The organism is Skermania piniformis (genome assembly GCF_019285775.1).
GTDB classification, from domain to species: Bacteria; Actinomycetota; Actinomycetes; order Mycobacteriales; family Mycobacteriaceae; genus Skermania; species Skermania pinensis.
In genome coordinates this window covers 763,895-782,443 of record NZ_CP079105.1, presented here as the reverse complement: position 1 = coordinate 782,443, position 18,549 = coordinate 763,895, and the positions used below count along the sequence as shown (strand labels likewise).

Below are 18,549 nucleotides of genomic sequence, written 5' to 3'. Positions count from 1 at the left end.
CCGACGACGACTTCGTCACCCGGTTCGCCGGGTTCGACTGCGGTTTCAATTCGCTTTTTAGCGAGACTCACCTTCGGACTCGCCGCCAACGCCACATGCCCCGCCACTGGTTTCAATTCGCTTTTTAGCGAGACTCACCTTCGGACCGTCGGCATCACCGCCGGTGTCATCGCCGTCGGTGTCATCGCCGTCGGTGTCGTTTCAATTCGCTTTTTAGCGAGACTCACCTTCGGACCTTGGTAGTCGGTGACAACATGCTCACCGACGAGGTTTCAATTCGCTTTTTAGCGAGACTCACCTTCGGACGAATTCTACCAACGCTCAGGACTTAGACTCTGGACACCGTTTCAATTCGCTTTTTAGCGAGACTCACCTTCGGACCTCGTAGCGGCAGTCCTTTTAGGACTGATGGTGTACGGTTTCAATTCGCTTTTTAGCGAGACTCACCTTCGGACAGGCGACTACATGGCCCTAGCAGAGGAATTTGTTTCAATTCGCTTTTTAGCGAGACTCACCTTCGGACGAAGCGATGGCGGCCAAGGAGAAGGACGACCCCATTTGTTTCAATTCGCTTTTTAGCGAGACTCACCTTCGGACTAACGTCATTGCAGCCTTCCAGCTGGCCATCATCGGGTTTCAATTCGCTTTTTAGCGAGACTCACCTTCGGACCGCTCGTTGGCTGATGTACAGTGGGCGATCTGCCAGTTTCAATTCGCTTTTTAGCGAGACTCACCTTCGGACGCGAGAGATCGTCCCGCAGGTCAACAACGAGGGTTTCAATTCGCTTTTTAGCGAGACTCACCTTCGGACTGCACGCCCACCTCGGCCACAACGGTCACAGCTCGTTTCAATTCGCTTTTTAGCGAGACTCACCTTCGGACCCCTCGCCCAAAACGTAGCCTCGTACCTGCGACGATGCAAGCTCCCTGCACACCATCGCCCGGAACGAGCCGGGGCGACCGGTCGCACGATCGGCCGAGGTGCCGTTTTCGCAGCTCAGGCGCCTTGCACACGATCGGGGGGTGGCTACGCGTCATGAACCACCTCCGATTCGCCCCGCCGACCCGCGCAAACACGTCGCGCGTGATCCGGAATGATATCGCGCCGGCCTGAACTCGGATGTCGGGCGAACAGGGGACAGCGCTGCCGGACCGGGCGCGGTAGCGTCGGCGGCGGTGGCTGACATCTCTGCGGCGACGTTGTACGAGCGGGTATCGCATCCGGACTCGCTCGATGCGGCGTGGCGCCACCTTCTCGCTCGGGACGCGGACCGCGACATCCCCTCCGACGCGGTTCGGCGATTCGCGCAGTCGGCACCGGAGCGGTTGACCCGACTCTCGATCGAACTGGCCGAGCACCAGTACTCGCCGAAGCCGCTGACACGAATCGCGATTCCCAAGGATGACGGCTCGGAACGCGAACTGGCCGTGCCGGCCGTCGCCGACCGCGTGGTGGAGCGCAGCATCCTGATGGCAGTCACACCGTTCGCCGATCGCCGGCTCGGCCCGTCGTCGTACGCCTACCGCGAAGGCATCGGCGTCATCGACGCGATCACCGCCGTTGCCGCGCACCGAGACGCCGGAGCCGGTTGGGTGTTGCGCGCCGACGTCGCCGACTGCTTCGACTCGATCCCCCGCGAACAGGCATTGCGCTCGCTGCTCGCGATGCTGCCCGACCCGAGCCTGGACGCGTTGATCCGGCGCATGGTGGAACGGCCGGTGAGCACCCGGCGCGGCCTGACCGCAACCACCGGCGTGCCGCAGGGCACCGCGCTGTCGCCACTGCTGGCGAACATCGTGCTTACCGCGCTCGACGAGGCGATCACCGACCGCGGTTTTCCGATGATCCGGTATGCCGACGATTTCGTGGTGCCGACCGAATCCCTCGACGACGCTTGGGAGGCGAAGCGCGTGGCGACCGAGACACTCGAACCGATGGGGATGCAGCTGGGCGCCGACAAGACCGAGGTGATGAGCTTCGACGAGGGATTCCACTTCCTCGGTGAGGATTTCGGTCCCCGATACCCGCCGGCCATGCACGAACATCGCCAATCCGAGCCGTTGCGCCGCATCCTCTACGTGGCCCGACAGGGCTGTCGGATCTTCACCCGGCAGGGCCGGGTGATCGTCGAATCGAAGAGCGACGAGGAACTGCTGTCCGTTCCGAAGAATCTGGTATCCCGAATCGTCCTGTTCGGCTCCGCCTCGGTCGCGGCGGGGACCCGCTCCTGGGCGTTGGAGAACGGGATCGACGTCGTCTTTCTATCCCGGCGGGGGAACTACCAGGGCCAGCATCTTTCCGCCGCGAACGGCACCCGGGTGGAACGGCTGCGGACCCAGATCGCGGTGGCCGACGACCCGGCGCGGGCCCTTGGGTTGGCCCGGGCGATGATCGACGCGAAGGTCGCACATCAGATCACGCTGTTGCGGCGGCTGACCAGCCGGGCCTGCGCCGAACCGGTCGCCGACGCGATCCGCACGATGAACCGTTCACGCGCGATGATCCCCGACGCGACCGATCGGGATCAGCTCCTCGGGTTGGAGGGCGCGGCGGCCGCCGCCTACTTTCCGGTGCTCGGTGTGTTGGTGCCGGCGGAGCTGCGGTTCGAGACACGGTCACGCCGGCCCCCGCTCGATGTGATCAATTCGGCGCTCGGCTACGGCTACGCCGTGCTGCTGGCGGAGTGCGTCGCGGCGTTGGTCGCCGCCGGTCTCGACCCGAACATCGGCGTGCTGCACGAAGCATCGGGCAAACGACCCGGTCTCGCATTGGATCTGATGGAGGAATGGCGGCCGATGATCATCGATCAAGTGGTGTCGGCCGCCGCGCGGAAGGGCACGCTCACCCCGGCGCACGGACAGCCGGTGACCGGGGAGCCCGGGGTGCATCTCACCAAGTCGGGTAAGGAGATTCTGGTCCGCGGCTACGAGCGACGCATGCTCCAAGTAACGTCCGGAGCCATCCCCGAGTTCACCGGAACGCTGCGCCGCCACCTCTACCGGCAGGCCAAGCTGCTCGCTCGGGCCATGCGGGACCCGGCCGTGCCGTGGACCGGCATGTCATGGCGGTGATGTCATGGCCCTGACGGTGCTCGCTGCCTACGACATCCCCGTCGACCGACGTCGCGCCCGGCTTGCCGCGCTCCTGCAGTCCTGGGGCGACCGAATCCAACTGTCGGTCTTCCTGTGCACCATCGAGGACGATCAGCTCGGCGTGCTACGCGACACGATCGCCGCGATCATCGATCCGGACGAGGACTCCGTCTTCCTGGTTCGTCAGTGCAAGGACTGCTGGAGCGGCGTCATCAACCTCGGCCAGAGCGAGCCGCCCCGCGACGACCCATTCTGGGGCGTCTTCTGAAGTGCGGTCGGCTATCGAGGCGACGTCATCGACGACCTCGTTGATCCGCGAATGGATCGAACTCGGCCTTGCCGAAGCGGAGTCCGATCGACAGATCTCCCTGGCCGCAGTCCGGCGAGCGATCGCGCACGCCGCACAAGCCGGTCACGTCGCCTGACCAGTCCCGCGTAGCGAAACGCAACTGCCCCCGACCGGGGTCCGGTCGGGGGCAGTTGCGGGTAGGGCTAGGCGGTCACTTGATGATCTTCGTGACCCGACCGGCACCGACGGTGCGGCCACCCTCACGGATGGCGAACCGCAGGCCCTCGTCCATCGCCACCGGCTGGATGAGCGCCACCGTCATCTCGGTGTTGTCACCCGGCATGACCATCTCGGTGCCCTCGGGCAGGGTCACCACACCGGTCACGTCCGTGGTCCGGAAGTAGAACTGCGGACGGTAGTTGTTGAAGAACGGCGTGTGCCGGCCACCCTCGTCCTTGGACAGGATGTAGGCCTGGCCCTCGAAGTCGGTGTGCGGGGTGGTGGTGCCCGGCTTCACGACGACCTGGCCCCGCTCGACGTCCTCGCGCTTGATGCCACGTACCAGCAGACCGACGTTGTCGCCCGCCTGGCCGGAATCGAGCAGCTTGCGGAACATCTCGATACCGGTGACCGTGGTCTTGGTCTTGTCCGGACGGATGCCGACGATCTCGACTTCCTCGTTCACGTTGATCGAGCCACGCTCGACCCGGCCGGTGACGACCGTGCCACGACCGGTGATGGTGAACACGTCCTCGATCGGCATCAGGAACGGCTTGTCGGTCTCGCGGACCGGATCCGGGATCGAGTCGTCAACGGCCTGCATGAGCTCCTCGACCGACTTGGTCCACTCCGGGTCACCCTCCAGCGCCTTGAGCGCGGAGACCTTCACCACCGGGGCGTCCTCGTCGAACTCCTGAGCCGCCAGCAGCTCGCGGACCTCCATCTCGACCAGCTCGATGATCTCCTCGTCGTCGACCATGTCGGCCTTGTTCAACGCGACGAGGATGTACGGCACGCCGACCTGACGCGCGAGCAGCACGTGCTCGCGGGTCTGCGGCATCGGGCCGTCGGTCGCGGCGACGACGAGGATGGCCCCGTCCATCTGCGCGGCACCGGTGATCATGTTCTTGATGTAGTCGGCGTGACCCGGCGCATCGACGTGGGCGTAGTGCCGCTTGTCGGTCTGGTACTCGACGTGCGAGATGTTGATCGTGATGCCGCGCGCCTTCTCTTCCGGCGCCTTGTCGATCTGATCGAACGCGAAGCTCTCGTTCAAATCGGGGTACTTGTCGTGCAGAACCTTGGTGATCGCTGCGGTGAGCGTGGTCTTGCCGTGGTCAACGTGACCGATGGTCCCGATGTTGACGTGCGGCTTCGTCCGCTCGAACTTCGCCTTCGCCACTGTGGTGTCCTCCTGTGGACTGTTGTGCTGGGTGTAGCAGCTGGGTTGTTTGTTACTTCGGTCGATCGGCGCGGCGTGCGCCCCCGACGGGTGAGCCGCAGCTCACTCCCCGGTCGCCTTGGCGATGATCTCCTTCGCCACGTTGGTCGGAACCTCGGCGTAGGAATCGAACACCATGGAGTAGTTCGCCCGGCCCTGGGTCTTCGACCGCAGGTCACCGATGTAGCCGAACATCTCCGAGAGCGGAACCAGCGCCTTCACGACACGGGCACCACTGCGCTCCTCCATGGCCTGGATCTGGCCACGGCGCGAGTTCAGGTCGCCGATCACGTCACCCATGTAATCCTCGGGCGTCGTGACCTCGACCGCCATCAGCGGCTCCAGGATCACCGGACCCGCCTTGCGTGCAGCTTCCTTCAACGCGGCCGAGCCGGCAATTTTGAATGCCATTTCGGACGAGTCGACGTCGTGATATGCACCGTCGAGCAGCGTCAGCTTCAGGTCGGTCAACGGGTAGCCGGCCAGCACGCCGTACTGCATGGCATCCTGAGCGCCCGCATCCACCGAAGGGATGTACTCCTTCGGCACCCGACCGCCGGTGACCTTGTTCTCGAACTCGTAGTGCGCGCCGTCCTCACCCTTGAACGGTTCCAAGCCGATGATGACCTTGGCGAACTGACCGGAACCACCGGTCTGCTTCTTGTGCACGTAGGTGAGGCTGTCGACCGGCTTGGTGATCGTCTCCCGGTAGGCCACCTGGGGCTTGCCCACGTTGGCCTCGACCTTGAACTCTCGCTTCATCCGGTCGACCAGGATGTCCAGGTGCAGCTCGCCCATCCCGCCGATGACGGTCTGACCGGTCTCGTCGTCCAGCTTCACCGAGAAGGTCGGATCCTCCTCGGCCAGCTTCTGGATCGCCGTGCCCAGCTTCTCCTGGTCGGACTTGGTCTTCGGCTCGATCGAGACCTCGATGACCGGGTCCGGGAAGGTCATCGACTCCAGCACGATCTGCTTGTTCGGATCGGCCAACGTGTCACCGGTGGTCGTGTCCTTGAGCCCGATCGCCGCGTATATGTGCCCGGCACTCGCACTGCCGACCGGGTTCTCCTTGTTGGAGTGCATCTGGAACAGCTTGCCGAGCCGCTCCTTCTTGCCTTTGGTGGCATTCACCACCTGGGCACCCGAATCGACCTTGCCCGAGTACACCCGGATATAGGTCAGCTTGCCGAAGAACGGATGCGTGGCAATCTTGAATGCCAGCGCCGCGAACGGCTCGTCCGCGCTCGGCTTGCGCGAGATGCTCTCGTCCTCGTTGCCCGGGACATGACCCTCCACCGACTCGACGTCCAGCGGGGACGGCAGGTAGTCGACGATCGCGTCGAGCAGCGGCTGCACCCCCTTGTTCTTGAACGCCGAACCGCACAGCACCGGATAGAGCTCGGAGTTGACGGTCAGCTTGCGGATCGCGCCTTTGACCTCGTCGACGCTGAGTTCCTCACCGCCGAAGAACTTCTCCAGCAGCTCCTCATCCGACTCGGCGACCGTCTCCAGCAGCTCCTGGCGGTACTGCTCGGCCTGCTCGACCAGATCGGCCGGGATGTCGCGCACCTCGTACTTCTCGCCGAGCTTGGTCTCGCCGGACCAGACCTTGGCCTTCATCTCGACCAGGTCGACGACGCCCTCGAAATCGTTCTCGGCGCCGATCGGCAGCTGGATCACCAGCGGCTTCGCGCCGAGCCGCTCCTTGATCGTCCGCACGGTGAAGTAGAAGTCGGCCCCGAGCTTGTCCATCTTGTTGACGAAACAGATGCGCGGCACGTCGTAGCGGTCGGCCTGCCGCCAGACCTGCTCGGACTGTGGCTCGACGCCCTCTTTCCCGTCGAACACGGCCACCGCACCGTCGAGCACCCGCAGGTTGCGCTCCACCTCGACGGTGAAGTCCACGTGCCCGGGGGTGTCGATCAGGTTGATCTGGTGGTCGTTCCAGAAACAGGTGGTGGCAGCCGAGGTGATCGTGATGCCACGTTCCTGCTCCTGCTCCATCCAGTCCATCGTGGCTGCGCCGTCGTGGACCTCACCGATCTTGTAGGTGATACCGGTGTAGTAGAGGATGCGTTCGGTTGTGGTGGTCTTGCCGGCATCGATGTGCGCCATGATGCCGATATTGCGAACCTTGTTCAGGTCCGTGAGCACGTCCTGTGCCATCATTCCCTCCGGGAATTGGTCGGACTCAAAATGTCTTGTCGTCGAGCCGAGCTCGGCCGGTCACCAGCGGTAATGCGCGAAGGCCCGGTTGGCGTCGGCCATCTTGTGGGTGTCCTCGCGCCGCTTCACCGACGCGCCGAGGCCGTTGCTGGCATCGAGCAGCTCGTTGGCCAGTCGCTCGACCATCGTCTTCTCCCGCCGTTGCCGGGAGAAGCTGACCAGCCAGCGCAGCGCCAGCGTGTTCGCCCGGCCCGGCCGAACCTCGACCGGCACCTGGTAGGTGGCGCCACCGACCCGGCGACTCTTCACCTCGAGCGCCGGCTTCACGTTGTCCAGTGCGCGCTTGAGCGTCACCACCGGATCGGTGCCGGTCTTCTCCCGCGCCTGCTCCAGCGCGCCGTAGACGATTCGCTCGGCGGTCGACTTCTTGCCGTCCAGCAAGATCTTGTTCACCAGCTGGGTGACCAGCGGGGACCCGTAGACCGGGTCGTTCACCAACGGACGCTTGGGAGCGGGGCCCTTGCGCGGCATATCAGCTCTTCTCCTTCTTCGCGCCGTAGCGACTGCGGGCCTGCTTGCGGTTCTTCACACCCTGGGTGTCCAAGGAACCGCGAATGATCTTGTAGCGAACACCGGGCAGGTCCTTCACCCGGCCGCCACGCACGAGCACCATCGAGTGCTCCTGCAGGTTGTGACCCTCGCCGGGGATGTAGGCGGTGACCTCCACCTGGCTGGTCAGCCGGACACGCGCAACCTTGCGCAGCGCCGAGTTCGGCTTCTTCGGGGTCGTCGTGTACACGCGGGTGCACACGCCACGCCGCTGCGGACTTCCCCGCAGAGCCGCGGTCTTCGTCTTAGCGACCTTGTCCCGGCGGCCCTTGCGGACCAGCTGCTGGATGGTTGGCATATACCGGCTTTCTCGTCTCTGGGTGATCTATCAGGTTCTGTCCGTGGTCGCCCGATCGTCTACGGCCCGGCCGAGCGAAAGGCTCGATCGTGCACCCGAGGTCGGGCGTGTCGCGTGCGGTATCGGCCCGGAACCGGGGCATGACAACACCCTCAGCCGCTCTCGCTGGCCTACCTACTGCACACGAACATGCCCGATTGGTCCGAGCACAGCGGCCCACGATACACCCACGCCGAGGACGAGCCCAATTCCGCCGTCCGGCAGGGGCCACCAGCGGTCGATTCAACGGCCGCCGACCTCGGGGTATTCCGACTGGAGCGGCTGATAGCGAAGGTCGGGTTACCGACTGAGATTGAGCGTGAGATCGGTGAGCTTGCTCGCTGCTTCGCACGCATCGGGGTGAGCTCCCGGGCGATATTGCACCCACCAGCCGACGATCCCGGTGTCCAGCGCACCGACCGTCACGCCGCACGAGTCCGGATCGTTCGGCCGCCGCTCCTGGATCGCTTTGCGCCCCTGCACGGTGATGTCGGTCGCCTCGTACTTCAGCTTCGCGAGGGTTTGCCGCTCCACGTCGAGCGAGCCGGACTCGAACCAATTGAACGTGACCTTGATATTTCCGCTCGAACCCGTGATATCCCAGCGGCAGATCGCGCCGAAGAAACCACGCTCGATTCCTTCCCCACCCACTACCTTGGCGATCTGATCTTCGGTGACCGTGTCGCACTCGGTGAGCAGGTTGCGAAAGTCGTCCCCGATCCCGGTCGCCGACCCACCGATCGGCAGGGCGGTGCCGGTCACGGTCTTGCCGCACCCGCTCGACACCGCCAGCAGTCCGACGGCACCAGCAGCAGCCACGACCATCCGCCGGTTCATTCGGTCCTCGATGTCACTTGGTCCTCGATGCGGTCAGTTCGGCCAGCTTACGGGCCACATCGCACGGCGGCGCGAGCGACGGAAGGGCCCCGTAGGTGACCGACCAGTGAAAGAAGTCCTGGTCGTACTGGACGCCGATCTCACACAAGCCATCGGCCTGGCCCATGAATCCGGAATGCCCGGCTATCTCGATCTGCTCCGCCGGCCGCCCGATCAACCCCGAGCCCGCCGCCTCCCGGCCGATCGGGCTCCCGCGATACCAGGAGAACGACACGCTCGGCCCGGTCGGGCCGGCCGCCTCCCAAACGCACCCGACCGAATTTCGCCAGACCATCGGCAGAGCGGACACGGCGAACGCGGACCGCACCTCGTCGTCGCTGACCGACCCGCACTCGCCGAAGAACGGGCCGAGCGGCGCCGGCGAACTCGGCCCGGCAGCCGCGCTGGACGCCGGATCGTCGCCGCCCTCGTCGCTGCGGCTGCAGCCGCCGGCGAGCGCGGCGGTCACGGTGAGTGCAACGAGGGTCATGGCGACCCACGTTCGTCGCAGCCGGTTGCGCTTGCATCGCACACGCCGAACTCTACCGAAGCGCCGCCTCCAACTGCGCCGCCCAAGCCGCGACCACCGCCCGGCGTCGCTTCGAATCGTCGTGCAACACATCCGCCAGGCCCAGTCCGCGCGCCAGATCCAGGGTGGCCTGCACCAAGCCGCGCACCCGCAGATCGGCGTCGTCCACGCCCAACTGCTCGACCACCACCCGGTGCGCCGTACGGCCGAACCGCTCCTCCAGCGGCAGGATGCGTGCCCGCAGCTCGGGATCGGCGGCCGCGGCCGTCCAGACCTGCAGGGCCGCCTTGAACATCGTGCCGGTATAGCAGTCGACGATCCGTTCGACCACCTGCTCGGTGGACAACGGCCCGGTCCGGCCCGCCTGCTCGCGGACCTCGGCCATCCGCCGGTCGAACATGTGGTCCAGCGCAGCGGTGATCAGCTCTTCCCGGGTCGGGAAGTGATGCTGCGCGGCACCGCGCGATACCCCGGCGCGGGTCGCGACCAGGCCCACCGTCGTGGCCGTCCAGCCCTGCTCGGCGAGGGTGTCGATCGCCGCCGCCAGCAGCCGCAACCGGGTGGCCCGGCTCCGGTCCTGCTTGGGCTCGTTCACCCCGACAGCACCCAGCGGGCCGGGCGGCGCTGGAACATCGCGGTGATCCCCTCGCGCGCTTCGTCGGTGGCGAACAGCCGGGCCGAGGTATCGCAAAGCTCGTCCGCGTGCCGATCGAACGCGTCGAGCAGGTCGCGGGCCAACACCCGTTTCGACTCGGCCAGCCCCTGCGGTGACTGCTTGCCGAGCTCGGCCAGCAGCGCCCGAACCGCGCTCTCCGGGTGCTCGGCGACCATCGTGATCAGACCGGTCGCCTGCGCTTCGGCCGGGCCGAAGATCTCGCTGGTCAGCACGTACCGACCGGCTGCGCGGGCATCCATCCGGTGCAGCACGGTCAGCGAGATGATCGCGATGGCCACGCCCAGCCGGGCTTCGGTCAGGCCGAACGTGCTGGTCGGCCCGGCGACCGCAATGTCGCAGGCGGCCACGATGCCCATCCCGCCGGCCCGGACGTTGCCGTTCACCTCGGCCACGATCGGCTTCGGGTGCGCGACGATCTCCCGCAACAACGCGGCCATGTCCCGGGCACTGCGGGCCAGCAGTTCAGCCGGGTCGGTGCCGGTCCGGCCGGCCTCGGACAGGTCGGCCCCGGCGCTGAAGGTGGTGCCGGTGTGGGTCAGCACCACCGCCCGTACGTCCGGATCGGCGGCGGCAGCGGCCAGCGCCGCACGCAACTCGGCGAGCAACTGCAGCGAGATCGCGTTCCGGTTTTTCGGCGAGTCCAGCGTGACCGTCGCGAAACCCGCATCGGTGGCGTAACGGACCAATTGCTCAGCCATCAGCGATCCGCCCTCAGTACGACTTCGGCAGACCGAGTCCGGCCTGTGCGACGAAATTGAGGATCATCTCCCGGCTGACCGGCGCGACCCGGGCGATCCGGGAGGCGTTCAGCAGCGGCGCCAGCCCGTACTCGGCGGTCAGCCCGTTGCCGCCGAGCGTGTGCACGGCGTTGTCCACGGCGCTGACCGCAGCCTCGCCGGCGGCGTACTTGGCCATGTTTGCCGACTCGGCAGCACCCCAGTCGTCGCCGGTGTCGTAGAGCGTCGCCGCTTTCTGCATCATCAGCTTGGCCAGCTCGAGCTCGATCCGGTTCTTCGCCAGCGGGTGCGCGATGCCTTGATGGGCGCCGATCGGTGTCTTCCAGACCGTGCGCTGCTTGGCGTATTCCGCCGCCCGGCGCAGGGCGTACCGGCCCATTCCGACCGCCGAAGCCGCCCCCATGATCCGCTCCGGATTGAGCCCGGCGAACAGCTGCAGCAGCGCCCCGTCCCCCGTCGCTTCGCTCGCCTCGGCTCCGACGAGCGCGTCGCCCGGCAGCCGAACATCGTCGATGAACAGCGAGAACTGCTTGTCCGGGATCTGCAGATCCATCTCGATCGGCACATACTCGAAGCCGGGCGTGTCGGTCGGGACGACGAACAGCGCGGGTTTCAGCTTGCCGGTCTTCGCATCTTCGGTGCGGCCCACGACGAGCACCGCCGCGGCCTCGTCGACCGCCGAGATGTACACCTTGCGGCCGTTCAGAATCCAGTCGCCACCGTCGCGGCGTGCGGTGGTGGTGATCCGGTGCGAGTTGGAACCGGCGTCCGGCTCGGTGATCCCGAACGCGATCGACGCACTGCCGTCGGCGATCCCGGGCAGCCAGCGCCGCTTCTGCTCGTCGGTACCGAACCGGCTGACGATCGTGCCGACGATTGCCGGCGACACCACCATCATCAGCATCCCGGCGCTCTGCGCCGAGAATTCCTCCATCACCAGCGACAACTCGTAGATGCCGGCGCCGCCGCCGCCGTACTCCTCCGGGATGTTCACCCCGATGAAGCCGAGCCGGCCGGCTTCGGCCCACAGCTCGCGCAGCGGCTGACCCGCTTTCACCTGCTGGCGAACGTAATCCGGTCCGTAACCGGCCGCGAGCTCGGCCACAGCCGTGCGGAGCTGCTTGCGCTCGTCGCTTTCGATGAAACCGCTCTCGATCATGACTGTCACCGCCCCAGATCTGCGTGCAACCGGTCCAGCGTGCGTCGGATGTTGCCGCGCTGGAACTCGGCGAATCCGCTTCGGCGCGTGGCGATCCGATCGAACACCGCAGCAACCGGGTCCGGCCAGCTCCGCCGGTCGTCGGTCCAGATCTCGGTGATCCGGGTGCCGCCGGGCACCGCCTCGAACCGATACTCCCAGCTCGCGATCGCGACCGGGACCAGCGGTCGGCCGAACCCGTATCGGCGTACCGCCCAGGCAAACCGCTCCCCCGGATCGGCCGCGGTCACCACAGATTCGGTCACCCAGCGCAGCACCGGGCCACGCCGGTTGGTGCCGGTGAAGCGCATCCCGACCACCGCCGGGGCGCCCGGCTCCGGCACGGTCGCCCCGGTGTTCTCCGGGCTCCATCGCGCCATCCGAGTGACGTCGCTGATGTTCTCGTAGGCGGTCAGCGGGTCCACCCCCACCACCACCACCGAGTCACTGACCTGCCATTCCCGGTTCACTCCGGCGCCTCCTCATCCGTCGGCGGCACGTCGACGGCCTCGACCACCGCCAGTACCGCTCCGACATCGACCTGCTGACCGGCACGTACCGGTAGCTCGACCACCACACCGTCGACGGGTGCCGCGACCGCGTGTTCCATCTTCATCGCCTCCAGCCACAGGATCGGCCGGCCCTTACGCACCGTGTCGCCGACCGCCGCACCGACGCGGATGATCGAGCCCGGCATCGGCGCCAGCAGCGACCCTTCGGCAACCGCCGTGGCCGGATCGACGAACCGCGGCGCGGCGATCAGGGTCACCGGCCCCGCCGACGAATCCACCTCGACCCGGTCGTCGTACCGGCGGACCGCGAATCGTGTCCGTACGCCGTCGCGCTCCAGCACGACCGCCGCAGGTGTCGATTCGACCAGCAGCACGTCCGGGAACTGCTCGGCCACCAACGACCCGTTCCGGGTGAGCCGGTACTCGATCGTGTGCTCGGCGGCACCGCTGTATCGCTTGCGGATCGGCGCCGATACCACGTTGCGCCAACCGCTGGGCAGACCGTGGTCCACCACCGCGGCGGCCCGGTTCGCCGCGGCGTCGGCGAGCGCGGCGGCGAGCGCGGACAGTTCCTCGGTTCGCGGGGTGGCGATCGGCGCGGACAACTCGGCCAGGCCGTGTCGGTCGAAGAACGAGGTATCGGTCTCGCCGGCGCGGAAGGCCGGATGCCGCAGCACCCGCACCAGCAGGTCCCGGTTCGTCCGGATGCCGTGGATCTCGGCACGCTGCAACGCGGTCGCGAGAATCTGTGCGGCCTGGTCCCGGGTCGGCGCGAACGAGATGACCTTGGCCAGCATCGGGTCGTAGTAGGTGGTGACGACCGAGCCGTCCACCACCCCCGAATCGAGCCGCAGCCCGGCCCGGGTGAGCACATCGAACTCGACCGCGCCCGGCACCGCGATGTGGTGCACCGGGCCGCTCTGCGGTCGCCAGTCGTGCGCCGGGTCCTCGGCGTAGAGCCGCACCTCGATCGAGTACCCCTGCGACGCAGGCGGTTCGGCCGGCAATACCCCGCCGGCCGCGACCTGCAGCTGCAGCTCCACCAGGTCGAGGCCGGTGGTGTTCTCGGTGACCGGATGCTCCACCTGCAGCCGGGTGTTCATCTCGAGGAAGTAGAAGCCACCCCGGTCGTCGGCAAGAAACTCGACCGTGCCCGCGCCCTCGTAGGCGATGGCGGTGGTGGCCAGTCGGGCCGCTTCGAAGAGTCGCTCCCGCATTCCCGGCACCCGCTCGACCAGCGGAGACGGCGCTTCCTCGACCACTTTCTGATGGCGCCGCTGGATCGAGCACTCCCGCTCGCCGACCGCCCACACCGTGCCGTGCCGGTCCGCCATCACCTGCACCTCGATGTGCCGGCCGGTCGGCAGGTAGCGCTCGCAGAACACCGTCGGGTCACCGAACGCCGACGCTGCCTCGCGTTGTGCCGCCGCCACCTCGTCGGTCAGCCGGTCGAGCTGCTCGACGATCCGCATCCCGCGGCCGCCGCCGCCGGCCGAGGCCTTCACCAACACCGGCAGGTCGGCCTCGCTCACCGCGGCCGGGTCGAGTTCGGCCAGGACCGGCACCCCGGCCGCATCCATCAGCTTCTTCGACTCGACCTTGGAGCCCATCATCGCGATCGACTCGGGCGGCGGACCGATCCAGGTGAGCCCGGCTGCCCGCACCTGCTCGGCGAACGCGGCGTTCTCGGAGAGGAACCCGTACCCCGGATGGATCGCGTCGGCGCCGGCCGCCAGCGCGGCGGCAACGACCAGGTCGCCACGCAGATAGGTCTCGGCGGGGGCGGCACCGGGCAACCGGACCGCGGCGTCGGCCTCGGCCACATGCGGGGAGTCGGCGTCGGCGTCGGAGAAGACGGCGACGGTACCGATGCCGAGCCGGCGGCAGGTGGCGAATACCCGGCGGGCGATCTCGCCCCGGTTGGCCACGAGCACCGAGGTGACAGGTGCCGAGGTGATCTGGGTCATCGGTTCCTCACATCCGGAAGACGCCGAAGCGGTCGGTACCCTCGACCGGGGCGTTGGCGATCGCGGACAGACACAGGCCGAGCACGGTACGGGTGTCGCGCGGGTCGATGATGCCGTCGTCGTAGAGCATCCCGGACAGGAACATCGGCACCGATTCGGCCTCGATCTGGTTCTCCACCATCGCCCGCATGCCGGCGTCGGCCTGTTCGTCGAACGCCTGCCCACGCGCCTCCGCGGCGGCTTTGGCGACGATCGAGATCACCCCGGCCAGCTGGGCGCCGCCCATCACCGCGGATTTGGCGCTCGGCCAAGCGAACAGGAACCGCGGATTGAAGGCCCGACCGCACATTCCGTAGTGCCCGGCCCCGTAGGAGGCGCCGACGAGCACGGAGATGTGCGGGACGGTGGAATTGGCCACAGCGTTGATCATCATCGCGCCGTGCTTGATCATTCCGCCTTCCTCGTACTCCCGGCCGACCATGTAGCCGGTCGTGTTGTGCAGGAACAACAGCGGCGTGTTCGACCGGTTGGCCAGCTGGATGAACTGGGTCGCCTTCTGCGCCTCCGCGCTGAACAGCACCCCGCGGGCGTTGGCCAGGATGCCGATCGGGTAGCCGTGCAGCTCGGCCCAGCCGGTGACCAGGCTGGACCCGTAGCGCGCTTTGAACTCGTCGAACTCCGAGCCGTCCACGATCCGGGCGATCACCTCACGCGGGTCGAACGGGACCTTCAGGTCGGCGGGCACGATCCCGAGCAACTCCTCGGCGGCGTACCGGGGTGGCCGTACCTCGGCGCGTGGGGCCGGGCCCTGCTTGCGCCAGTTCAGCCGGGCCACGATCTGTCGGCCGATCCGGATCGCATCCTGCTCGTCCAGCGCGTAGTAGTCGGCCAGCCCGGACCGTCGAGCATGCATGTCTGCGCCGCCCAGCGACTCGTCGTCGGACTCTTCGCCGGTGGCCATCTTGACCAGCGGGGGTCCGGCCAGGAACACCTTCGACCGTTCCTTGATCATCACCACGTGGTCGGACATCCCGGGGACGTAGGCGCCGCCCGCGGTGGAATTACCGAACACCAACGCGATCGTCGGGATACCGGCCGCCGACGCCTGGGTGAGGTCGCGGAACATCGCGCCACCGGGAATGAAGACTTCCTTCTGCGTCGGCAGATCCGCGCCGCCGGACTCGATCAAGCCGATGATCGGCAGCCGATTCGACTTGGCTATCTCGTTGGCCCGCAAGGTTTTACGCAAGGTCCACGGATTGCTGGTGCCGCCCTTGACGGTCGGGTCGCTGGCGATGATCAGGCATTCGACCCCGCACACCACGCCGATCCCGGTCACGGTGGAAGCGCCGACGTGGAATTGGCTGCCCCAACCCGCCAGTGGGGACAGCTCCAGAAACGGCGAGTCCGGGTCGATCAGCAGCTCGATCCGTTCCCGGGCCAGCAGCTTGTCTCGGCGGTGATGGCGCTCGACGTAGCGCGGACCGCCGCCGGCGACCGCTTTGGCCTGTTCGGCGTCGAGTTCGGCGAGCTTTCCGATCATCGCCTCGCCGGCCGCGGCGTAGTCCGCCGACGTCGGATCGAGAACCGAGGACAAGACGGTCATCTGCCTGCTCCTTCCGATAACGAGACCGGGATCTCGACGTGCCGGGATCGCAGCCACTCGCCGAGCCCCTTGGCTTGCGGATCGAACCGGGCGGCCGACGCGACCCCCTGGCCGAGGATGCCGTCGATCACGAAGTTGACCGCCCGCAGCCGGGGCAGCACATACCGGGTCACCGGCAGATCGGCCGTCTCCGGCAGCAGCCGGCGCAGCTCCTCGACGGTGAGCGTATGTACCAGCCAGGCGAATTCGGCGTCGCCGTGCACCCACACGCCGACATTCGCCGAGCCGCCTTTGTCCCCGCTGCGCGCGCCGGCGATCGTGCCGAGCGGAACCCGACGGGTTTCCCCGGCCGGCGGCGGATCGGGTACCGCCGGCTCCGGGAGCGGCGCCGGCACGAGCGAATCGGCGGCCGGCGGGATCGCAACCCGCGCACCGTCCGGCAGCACCGCGGTGTGCGGTATCAGCTCGGCGGCGACATACCCCGCCGTGAAGACGCCGTACGGCTGGCCGTTGCCGGGCGGCGCGGTCAGCGTGAAGCCGGGATAGCTCGCCAGCGCCAGCTCGACCGCGGCCGCGCTGAACCCGCGGCCCACCACCGCCGGGTCGGGGTCGCGCACGGTGCAGCGCAGAGTCGCACTCGCCGCCTCCTCGGTGTCCGCATCGGCATGGTCGGTGCGGGCCAGCTCCCAGTTCAGCTCGGCCGGCTTGCGGGTCAGTTCGGCCTCCAGCTGGGTGCGGAACAGCCGCGCCTTGGCGTCGATGTCCAGGCCGGTGAGGATCACCTCGACCACATTGCGAAACCCGCCCAGCGAGTTCAGCGACACCTTCGAGGTCGGCGGCGGCGGTTCGCCACGCACTCCGCTGATCTGCACCCGGTCGGGGCCCGCCGGGGCGAGCTCGACGGTGTCGATCCGGGCGGTCACGTCGGGTCCGGCGTAGCGGCCGCCGGTGATCTCGTAGAGCAGCTGGGCGGTCACCGTGCCGACGCCGACCGCACCGCCGGTGCCGGGATGTTTGGTGATCACCGACGATCCGTCCGCGGCGATCTCGGCGATCGGAAACCCGAGGCGGACCGGATCGGCGATCTCGGTGAAGAAGCTGTAGTTGCCGCCGGTGGCCTGGGTGCCGCACTCGATCACATGCCCGGCGACGACCGCACCGGCCAGTCGGTCGTAGTCGGTGCGCGCCCAGCCGAAGTGGGCGGCGGCCGGGCCGACGATCACCGATGCGTCGGTGACCCGGCCGGTGACCACGACGTCGGCGCCCGCGTTCAGGCATTCGACGATGCCCCAGGCGCCGAGGTAGGCGTTGGCGGTCAGCGGAGTACCCAGATCCAGCTCCGCGGCGCGACCGATCAGGTCGTCCCCCTCGACATGGCCGACCGCGACGGTCAGTCCGAGACGGTCGGCCAGTTCGCGAATCCGTTCCGCGAGGCCGGCCGGGTTGAGCCCGCCGGCGTTCGCGACGATCCGCACCCCGCGATCGATCGCGAGGCCGAGCGACTCCTCCAACTGGCGCAGGAACGTCTTCGCGTACCCGAGTTGCGGATCTTTCGTCCGGTCTCGGCCGAGGATCAGCATGGTCAGTTCGGCGAGGTAGTCACCGGTGAGGTAGTCGAGTTCACCGCCGTCGAGCATCTCGCGCATCGCGGCGAACCGGTCGCCGTAGAAGCCGGAGCAGTTACCGATCCGGACCGATGTCACCGTCATTGCTGTCCTTTCGGCTTGCGGCCGGCGCCGGGCAGCCCGGCGAACGCCTGCGCGATCGTCAGCCAATCGGTGACGTCGGCACCGTGCGGTACCAGCGCGAGGTCGTCGGGGTGCGAGCGTTGGGTGACCAGCCGGCAGAAGTCCAGTGCCGGACCACTGAGCCGCTGATCGGCGTCCACCGGACCCCAGGTCCACCGGTCGCCCGCGGGCCCGGTCAGTTCCACCCGGAACTCTTCGGCCGGCGGCGGCCGGCGGTGGACCGCAAAGGCGAAGTCGCGGGTGCGCACCCCCAGGTGGGCGATGTTGCGGAGCCGGTCGGTCGGCGTCCGGGTCACATCCAACGCATCGGCGACGTCCTCGCCGTGCGCCCAGGTCTCCATGATCCGCGCGGTGGCCATCGACACCGCGCCCATCGGCGGCCCGAACCAGGCGATCTTCGCCCCGGCCGGAACCGCGGCCAGCGCCTCGACCAGCCGACGCCGCCCGGTCCGCCAGCGATCCAGCAACTCGGCCTGCGGTACCAGGGCGAGTTCGGCGGCGCCCGCGTCGACGAATCCGGCCGGGTCGGCCAACGCCGCCGACACTCGGCCGGCGAAGGCGTCCGGGTTCTCGATCGCGAGCAGCGATGCCTCGTCGGTCCACGTCAGATGCGATATCTGATGCGATATCGGCCAACCCGGCGCCGGGGTGTCTCGACGCCAGTCGGCCGAACCGAGGTCCGCGATCAGGCCGTCCAGGTCGTCCCCCTCGGCGGTCAGGTCGGCGAGCACCGCAGCAAGATCGGCCATATCGCCAGCATCACAT

The 18,549-nt window shown here is 67.5% G+C and carries 17 protein-coding genes and 1 CRISPR repeat array (1 of these 18 running past the window's edge); of the genes, 3 read left to right on the top strand and 14 right to left on the bottom strand.

From position 1 onward, the window contains the following. Positions 1-882: direct repeats of the CRISPR family, unit length 37 nt; unit sequence GTTTCAATTCGCTTTTTAGCGAGACTCACCTTCGGAC (it extends 915 nt beyond the left edge of the window). A gap of 294 nt (positions 883-1,176) precedes the next feature. Genes cas1 through KV203_RS03575 form a run of 3 tightly spaced genes read left to right on the top strand, consistent with a single transcriptional unit; the run spans position 1,177 to position 3,518 of the window. After that, positions 1,177-3,072, top strand: coding sequence for a CRISPR-associated endonuclease Cas1 (gene cas1, locus KV203_RS03585; RefSeq protein WP_066466672.1), 1,896 nt, complete (start codon positions 1,177-1,179; stop codon positions 3,070-3,072). Positions 3,073-3,076: 4 nt separating this feature from the next. Further along, a complete protein-coding gene (gene cas2, locus KV203_RS03580; RefSeq protein WP_066466673.1) occupies positions 3,077-3,361 on the top strand; it encodes a CRISPR-associated endonuclease Cas2 in 285 nt (94 codons plus the stop codon). Between the two features lies 1 nt (position 3,362). After that, positions 3,363-3,518, top strand: a complete 156-nt coding sequence (locus KV203_RS03575; protein ID WP_157079624.1) for a hypothetical protein — start codon at positions 3,363-3,365, stop codon at positions 3,516-3,518. 75 nt (positions 3,519-3,593) lie between these two features. Here KV203_RS03575 and tuf read toward each other — a convergent pair whose 3' ends face one another. The 14 genes from tuf to KV203_RS03505 all read right to left on the bottom strand — a co-directional run bounded on the left by tuf (position 3,594) and on the right by KV203_RS03505 (position 18,533). Beyond that, positions 3,594-4,784 (bottom strand): elongation factor Tu, encoded by a 1,191-nt coding sequence (gene tuf / locus KV203_RS03570; protein ID WP_066466674.1) that lies wholly within the window; start codon positions 4,782-4,784, stop codon positions 3,594-3,596. 102 nt (positions 4,785-4,886) lie between these two features. Continuing rightward, positions 4,887-6,992, bottom strand: a complete 2,106-nt coding sequence (fusA, locus tag KV203_RS03565) for an elongation factor G (RefSeq protein ID WP_157079625.1) — start codon at positions 6,990-6,992, stop codon at positions 4,887-4,889. Between the two features lie 57 nt (positions 6,993-7,049). After that, complete coding sequence (gene rpsG / locus KV203_RS03560) at positions 7,050-7,520, bottom strand: 30S ribosomal protein S7 (protein WP_066466675.1); 471 nt, start codon at positions 7,518-7,520, stop codon at positions 7,050-7,052. A gap of 1 nt (position 7,521) precedes the next feature. Beyond that, positions 7,522-7,896 carry a 30S ribosomal protein S12 gene (gene rpsL / locus KV203_RS03555; RefSeq protein ID WP_066466676.1) on the bottom strand — a complete coding sequence of 125 codons (375 nt, stop codon included), beginning with the start codon at positions 7,894-7,896 and terminating at the stop codon, positions 7,522-7,524. Between the two features lie 339 nt (positions 7,897-8,235). Beyond that, positions 8,236-8,772, bottom strand: a complete 537-nt coding sequence (locus tag KV203_RS03550; protein WP_066466677.1) for a DUF3558 domain-containing protein — start codon at positions 8,770-8,772, stop codon at positions 8,236-8,238. Positions 8,773-8,785: 13 nt separating this feature from the next. After that, positions 8,786-9,301, bottom strand: a complete 516-nt coding sequence (locus KV203_RS03545; protein ID WP_066467079.1) for a DUF3558 domain-containing protein — start codon at positions 9,299-9,301, stop codon at positions 8,786-8,788. A 52-nt stretch (positions 9,302-9,353) separates the two neighbouring features. Continuing rightward, positions 9,354-9,935, bottom strand: coding sequence for a TetR/AcrR family transcriptional regulator (locus KV203_RS03540; RefSeq protein WP_066466678.1), 582 nt, complete (start codon positions 9,933-9,935; stop codon positions 9,354-9,356). Next, positions 9,932-10,714: an enoyl-CoA hydratase family protein gene (locus KV203_RS03535; RefSeq protein WP_066466679.1), complete on the bottom strand. Its 783-nt coding sequence runs from the start codon at positions 10,712-10,714 to the stop codon at positions 9,932-9,934. The genes KV203_RS03540 and KV203_RS03535 overlap by 4 nt, the downstream gene beginning before the upstream one ends. A gap of 13 nt (positions 10,715-10,727) precedes the next feature. Continuing rightward, entirely contained in the window at positions 10,728-11,912 is a 1,185-nt protein-coding gene (locus KV203_RS03530) for an acyl-CoA dehydrogenase family protein (protein ID WP_066466680.1), read from the bottom strand. A gap of 5 nt (positions 11,913-11,917) precedes the next feature. Next, a complete protein-coding gene (locus KV203_RS03525; protein WP_066466681.1) occupies positions 11,918-12,421 on the bottom strand; it encodes an SRPBCC family protein in 504 nt (167 codons plus the stop codon). Continuing rightward, the gene (locus KV203_RS03520; protein WP_066466682.1) at positions 12,418-14,430 is read right to left on the bottom strand and encodes an ATP-binding protein; all 2,013 of its coding nucleotides are present in this window, start codon (positions 14,428-14,430) and stop codon (positions 12,418-12,420) included. The genes KV203_RS03525 and KV203_RS03520 overlap by 4 nt, the downstream gene beginning before the upstream one ends. Before the next feature lie 7 nt (positions 14,431-14,437). Beyond that, complete coding sequence (locus KV203_RS03515) at positions 14,438-16,036, bottom strand: acyl-CoA carboxylase subunit beta (protein ID WP_066466683.1); 1,599 nt, start codon at positions 16,034-16,036, stop codon at positions 14,438-14,440. Further along, positions 16,033-17,745: an acyclic terpene utilization AtuA family protein gene (locus tag KV203_RS03510; protein ID WP_066466684.1), complete on the bottom strand. Its 1,713-nt coding sequence runs from the start codon at positions 17,743-17,745 to the stop codon at positions 16,033-16,035. Before KV203_RS03510 ends, KV203_RS03515 begins: the two co-directional genes overlap by 4 nt. Beyond that, positions 17,742-18,533: a TIGR03084 family metal-binding protein gene (locus KV203_RS03505; RefSeq protein ID WP_066466685.1), complete on the bottom strand. Its 792-nt coding sequence runs from the start codon at positions 18,531-18,533 to the stop codon at positions 17,742-17,744. The genes KV203_RS03510 and KV203_RS03505 overlap by 4 nt, the downstream gene beginning before the upstream one ends. Between the last annotated feature and the right edge of the window lie 16 nt (positions 18,534-18,549).

What these genes read in the sequence shown, in the direction of transcription:
- cas2 (WP_066466673.1), top strand. Translation starts at nt 3,077, where the DNA reads ATGGCCCTGACGGTGCTCGCTGCCTACGACATCCCCGTCGACCGACGT.
- fusA (WP_157079625.1), bottom strand. Translation starts at nt 6,992, where the DNA reads ATGATGGCACAGGACGTGCTCACGGACCTGAACAAGGTTCGCAATATC.
- rpsG (WP_066466675.1), bottom strand. Translation starts at nt 7,520, where the DNA reads ATGCCGCGCAAGGGCCCCGCTCCCAAGCGTCCGTTGGTGAACGACCCG.
- rpsL (WP_066466676.1), bottom strand. Translation starts at nt 7,896, where the DNA reads ATGCCAACCATCCAGCAGCTGGTCCGCAAGGGCCGCCGGGACAAGGTC.
- KV203_RS03550 (WP_066466677.1), bottom strand. Translation starts at nt 8,772, where the DNA reads ATGAACCGGCGGATGGTCGTGGCTGCTGCTGGTGCCGTCGGACTGCTG.
- KV203_RS03545 (WP_066467079.1), bottom strand. Translation starts at nt 9,301, where the DNA reads ATGACCCTCGTTGCACTCACCGTGACCGCCGCGCTCGCCGGCGGCTGC.
- KV203_RS03535 (WP_066466679.1), bottom strand. Translation starts at nt 10,714, where the DNA reads ATGGCTGAGCAATTGGTCCGTTACGCCACCGATGCGGGTTTCGCGACG.
- KV203_RS03530 (WP_066466680.1), bottom strand. Translation starts at nt 11,912, where the DNA reads ATGATCGAGAGCGGTTTCATCGAAAGCGACGAGCGCAAGCAGCTCCGC.
- KV203_RS03520 (WP_066466682.1), bottom strand. Translation starts at nt 14,430, where the DNA reads ATGACCCAGATCACCTCGGCACCTGTCACCTCGGTGCTCGTGGCCAAC.
- KV203_RS03515 (WP_066466683.1), bottom strand. Translation starts at nt 16,036, where the DNA reads ATGACCGTCTTGTCCTCGGTTCTCGATCCGACGTCGGCGGACTACGCC.
- KV203_RS03510 (WP_066466684.1), bottom strand. Translation starts at nt 17,745, where the DNA reads ATGACGGTGACATCGGTCCGGATCGGTAACTGCTCCGGCTTCTACGGC.
- KV203_RS03505 (WP_066466685.1), bottom strand. Translation starts at nt 18,533, where the DNA reads ATGGCCGATCTTGCTGCGGTGCTCGCCGACCTGACCGCCGAGGGGGAC.